General features: G+C 75.3%; 4 protein-coding genes. All 4 read left to right on the top strand.

Going from position 1 to position 4,611, the window contains the following annotated elements:
- Positions 1-198: 198 nt before the first annotated feature.
- The 4 genes from ABT085_RS44080 to ABT085_RS44095 all read left to right on the top strand — a co-directional run bounded on the left by ABT085_RS44080 (position 199) and on the right by ABT085_RS44095 (position 4,590).
- Positions 199-1,101 carry an alpha/beta hydrolase gene (locus ABT085_RS44080; protein WP_351622179.1) on the top strand — a complete coding sequence of 301 codons (903 nt, stop codon included), beginning with the start codon at positions 199-201 and terminating at the stop codon, positions 1,099-1,101.
- A gap of 262 nt (positions 1,102-1,363) precedes the next feature.
- The gene (locus ABT085_RS44085; protein ID WP_351622182.1) at positions 1,364-2,401 is read left to right on the top strand and encodes an alpha/beta hydrolase; all 1,038 of its coding nucleotides are present in this window, start codon (positions 1,364-1,366) and stop codon (positions 2,399-2,401) included.
- A 150-nt stretch (positions 2,402-2,551) separates the two neighbouring features.
- Entirely contained in the window at positions 2,552-3,928 is a 1,377-nt protein-coding gene (locus tag ABT085_RS44090) for a sensor histidine kinase (protein ID WP_351622184.1), read from the top strand.
- Positions 3,925-4,590, top strand: a complete 666-nt coding sequence (locus ABT085_RS44095) for a response regulator (RefSeq protein ID WP_351622187.1) — start codon at positions 3,925-3,927, stop codon at positions 4,588-4,590. The genes ABT085_RS44090 and ABT085_RS44095 overlap by 4 nt, the downstream gene beginning before the upstream one ends.
- Positions 4,591-4,611 lie beyond the last annotated feature (21 nt).

Raw genomic sequence — 4,611 nt, forward strand, 5'->3', positions numbered from 1 at the left:
GCCCGGGGTCTTGCTCCGGGCGCGGCGCCGTACCGGTCCCCGGGGGCTGCCGAAGTACGGGCCCGAGCCCTCACCGAGGGTGACATCTGCCTGTCCGCCCGTGTCACCGGCCTGATACCGTCCCCGCCGACGGCCGAATTCCCTCGGTGCACCCGGCCCCGGCCGGCAAAGTCCGTTTCTTCGCTGAGAGGTTGGAGCATGCCGGACGACGCAGCAGCCCCTGACGCCGCGGCAGCGGCCCGTGCCGCCGCGGAAGAGGAGTCGGCCTTCTCGCACCCCGCCGTCGACCCAGACCGCACCGCCGCGTACGGCGACCACCCCGACCAGGTGATCGACTTCTACGTCCCGCGCACGGAGACCGCCGCCGACGCCGGTGCTCCCCTGGTCGTGCTGCTGCACGGCGGTGCCTGGCGCGCCCCGTACGACCGGCGGCACATCACCCCGTTCGCGGACTTCCTCGCCCGCCGGGGCTTCGCCGTGGCCAACGTCGAGTACCGGCGCGGTTCCGCGGTCCCCGCGCCGGACGGGGCAGCCCCGGTCGCCGGGCGCTGGCCGGACACCTTCGACGACGTGGCCGCCGCCCTGGACGCCCTCCCCTCCCTCGTCCGGGAGGTCCTTCCGCAGGCGGACCCGCGCCGTACGGTCGTCGTCGGTCACTCGGCGGGCGGCCAGCTGGCCCTGTGGGCGGCGGCCCGGCACGTCCTGCCCGCCGACGCCCCCTGGCGGCTCGACGGCCCCGCCGCGCTGCGCGGGGTCGTTGCCCTCGCCCCGATCGCCGACTTCGCGGTCGCCGAGAAGCTGGAGGTGTGCGGGGGCGCGGCAGGACAACTCCTCGGCGGAGAGGAGCACTTCGGCGTACGGCAGCCGTACGCCGATCCGGCGCTGCTGCTTCCCACCGGCATCGCGACCACCCTCGTCCAGGGCCGTGACGACATCGACGTCCCGAAGGCGGTCGCCGAGGCGTTCGCGGACGCGGCGGCGAAGGCCGGCGAGATGGTGGGACTGACGCTGCTGGCCGAGGTCGGCCACTTCCCGCTGATCGACCCGGCGGCGGACGCCTGCGCGGTGGTGGCGGAGGAGATCGCCCAACTGGCCTGGTGAGCAACGGATGTGACGTGTCGTCGAGGCAGATGTGCGACGAGCCGTCGAGCCGTCGAGCCGTCGAGGCGTGCGGCGGGCCGTCGGGGCAGACGGCCGCGCCCCCCCGGGGCGATGCCCCGTAGCACCCGTAGTACCTGAGAGCTATGCCGTGGAAGCGTTCCCTGGCGGGACACGGACGACGCGTGCGGCTCCGTAACTTCCCCTCCGTACCAGCCCGAAGGCCGGACGGCCGGACCACAGGGCGGACCGGGAGGGGGCGGCCATGGGCCGTGACACGCAGGCGGCGGACACCGGGGGAGGGACGGCCACGGGGCCGACGGCCGTGCGGGCGTCCGTCCGGCGGCCCCCGGGCGGACGGCGTCGCGGTCTGCTCGCCACCCTCGTCGCCGCGGCCCTGGTGGTCCCGCTCTCCGCCGCCGCCCGGCCGCGGATCCCCGCCCCGGCCCCCGCCGCCCTCGGCCGGGTGACGGCGGCCTCGCTGGACGAGGCGTACGCCGCCAACCGGGCCGACGCCGCCGAGGCGGCCCGGATGGCCGCCGCCCACGGCGATCGTCACCGGGCCGCCGCCGACCGTGCCCTGGCCGGACCCGGCCGGCAGCTCCTCGCCTTCGACGGGCGCGGCGCGGGCCTGGCGACCGACGTCCTCGGCGACCTGGCACGGGCGGACCGGGTGGCGGTCCTGGTCCCGGGCTCCGACACCTCCCTCGACACCTACGCGCGCTTCCGCGCGGGTGCCGTGGCGCTGCGCGCGCAGCTCGCCCGGCAGGCCCCGCGGGGCACCCGCACCGCGGTCGTGGCCTGGCTCGGCTACCGCACCCCCGGCACGGTCGGCGCCGCGGTCACCACCACGGGCCGCGCCGAGCAGGCGGCCCCGCGGCTGCGCGAACTCGTACGGCAGCTGCACACCCTCGCCGGCCCCCGGGCGCACCTCTCCCTGCTCTGCCACTCCTACGGCTCCGTCGTCTGCGGCCGGGCCGCGGCCGGTCCGGCCGTCGACGACATCGTCCTGGTCGGCAGCCCCGGCACCGGCGCCGGCTCGGTGAGCGGGCTGCGCACCCGGGCCCGGGTGTGGGCGGCCCGCGGCGCCGACGACTGGGTGGCCGAGGTCCCGCACATCAGCACCGACCTGTTCGGCACGACCGTCGGCTTCGGCACCGACCCGGTCTCCCCGACCTTCGGCGCCCGCGTCTTCGCGGCGGGCCCCGGCGGCCACAGCACCTACTTCACCCCGGGCTCGGTCTCCCTCGCCAACCTGACCCGGATCGTCCTGGGCGAGACCTCGGAGGTGACCCGTGCCTGACTCCGCCCGCACGTTGTAGGGCCTGACGGCCGTAGGGCCCGACGGCCGTAGGGCCCGTGGTGCTGATCCCCGTAGTACCTGAGACGGATCCGCGAGGACCCCACTCACTGAGGACGACCGCGCCGGCCTCCTGCGCCTACCGTTCTGAACGTGACCGACACGACCCAGACGCAGCCGACGCCCTCGGGGGGCGCGGACGAGACCTTCAGCGCGATCAAGCCGCGCAGCCCGGAGTTCCGGCTGGCCGCCGACGCCCTGCGCGGGATGCGGCAGGACCTCTTCCACGACGCCTTCGCCTACCGCCCGCTGCCCCGGCTGGGCAGCGAGCGCCCGCTGCTGCGGCGGCTTTCCGGCCGGGCGCGGGCGTACGCGGCCTGGACCCCGCACGCGACGGTGGCGCTCGGCGGCGTACTCGCGCTGACGGCCGCGACGTCCTCGTTCGGCGGAAGCACCCTGACCGGCCTGCTGTGCGGCCTGCTCGCCGTGATCCCGGTCGCGCTGACGCTGATCCGGCCGGTCGGTGCCTTCTGGCTGTCGCTGGCGTCGACCTTGGTGGTGGGCGTCCTGAGCCGGCCGTGGGGCGACCGGCCGTGGGCGCAGTGCAGCGCCATCTCCCATGTGGTGGTCCTGACGGTCGTGGCCGCCCGGACCCGGCCGCGCACGGCGGCCTGGATGTGGGCGGCCACGGCGTTCTACGGCTTCTTCGCGGAGGCACTCTTCGGCACCGGGCCCTTCGGCAGCAGCGACACCGCTCCCATGCTGGTCCTCTCCGCGCTGATCCTGCTCGTGGTCACGGTCTGGCACATACGCCGGACCGCCGAGGAGGTGGTGAGCGCCCAGCAGACGGAGACCGCCCACGAGCGTTCCCGGCGCACCCTGCTGGAGGAGCGCACCACGATCGCCCGCGAGCTGCACGACGTGGTCGCCCACCACATGTCGGTGGTCGCCATCCAGGCGGAGGCCGCGCCCTACCGGGTGGAGAACCCGCCGCCGGAGCTGGAGCGCGCCTTCGCCGTCATCCGGGAGAACGCGGTGGCCGCGCTGACCGAGCTGCGCCGGGTGCTGGGCGTGGTGCGCGCCGAGGACTACGAGGCGCCGGACGCCCCGCAGCCCACGCTCGCCGACCTGGACGCGCTGCTGGCCAATGTGCGGGAGGCGGGGCCGGAGGTGGCGAAGGTGGTGACGGGCGCGGTCCGTGAACTCCCGCAGGGCGTCGAGCTGTCGGCGTACCGCATCGTCCAGGAGGCGCTGAGCAACACCCTGCGGCACGCGCCGGGGGCCGACGCCCGGGTCGAGATCGGTTACGTCCTCGGCGGGCTGGGGCTGCGCATCGTCAACGGGCCGGTGCCCGACCCCTCGTCGGTGAAGCCCTCGCCCGGCGCCGGGCACGGGGTCACCGGGATGCGCGAGCGCGTCGCCATGCTGAACGGCGGGATGACGGCCGGCCCGACGGCCGAGGGCGGCTACGAGGTGACGGTGTTCCTGCCGGTGGCCGCGGCCGACGCGGGGATCGAGAGCGAGGCATGACGATCCGGGTGCTGGTCGCGGACGACCAGATGATGGTGCGCGAGGGTTTCTCCGTCCTGCTGAACGCGATGCCGGACATCGAGGTCGTCGGCGAGGCCGTCAACGGGCGGGAGGCGGTCGAGCGGGTGCGGGAACTGGCCCCGGACGTCGTGCTGATGGACATCCGGATGCCCGAGATGAACGGCATCGAGGCGACCCGGGAGATCGTCGCGTCGGACGGCACGGCGAAGGTGCTGGTGCTGACGACGTTCGACCTCGACGAGTACGTGTACCAGGCGCTGCGGGCGGGCGCCTCGGGCTTTCTGCTGAAGGACGCGTCGGCGCGGCAGCTCGCGGACGGCGTCCGGGTGGTGGCCTCCGGTGAGGCGCTGCTGGCGCCCTCGGTGACCCGACGGCTGATCACCGAGTTCTCGAAGCTGTCCGGCGGTCCGCGGCCGACGCCCGCGGCGCAGGCGGCCTACGGGGACCTGACCGACCGGGAGACCGAGGTGCTGGTGCTGATCGCGCAGGGCCTGTCGAACGCGGAGATCGCCGGCCGGCTGGTGGTCGCCGAGTCCACGGTCAAGACGCATGTCAGCCGCATCCTGGTGAAACTGGGCCTGCGGGACCGTACCCAGGCGGCGGTGTTCGCCTACGAGGCCCGGCTGGTCACCCCGGGCTGAGCCCGGCCGGTCGTCCTAGGC

The sequence above is a fragment of the Streptomyces sp. NPDC002265 genome, assembly GCF_040296125.1.
Lineage (GTDB): Bacteria > Actinomycetota > Actinomycetes > Streptomycetales > Streptomycetaceae > Streptomyces.